Origin of the sequence: Vibrio sp. 10N.222.55.C6, assembly GCF_041473395.1 — a bacterium.
Lineage (GTDB): Bacteria > Pseudomonadota > Gammaproteobacteria > Enterobacterales > Vibrionaceae > Vibrio > Vibrio crassostreae_C.
Window position 1 is genome coordinate 1 of record NZ_JBFRSD010000448.1, and the last position, 235, is coordinate 235.

At 28.1% G+C, this 235-nt stretch carries 1 protein-coding gene; it reads left to right on the top strand.

The annotated features are described in order from the left end of the window. The coding region (locus AB4486_RS24530) for a hypothetical protein (RefSeq protein ID WP_372119271.1) at nucleotides 1-235 on the top strand (235 nt) is incomplete at both ends.

The window sequence follows — 235 nt, forward strand, 5'->3', positions numbered from 1 at the left end:
GAATTCATTGAATATTTTAAGCATAGACGCTGCTAGAGATAGGATTACAGGTGAGCATAAAACTAAATCAGCAATGATACTATATCTTGCTAGTTATAATCAATGTTACTCATCTCTAGTTAATAGCGATAATATTTTACCAAATCAAGATTTCAATACAGAAAAAAATAACTTATGGTTGGGTGTTTCAAATAATATCATGTCATATTCAATATCTTCTGATCCTCTTTATATT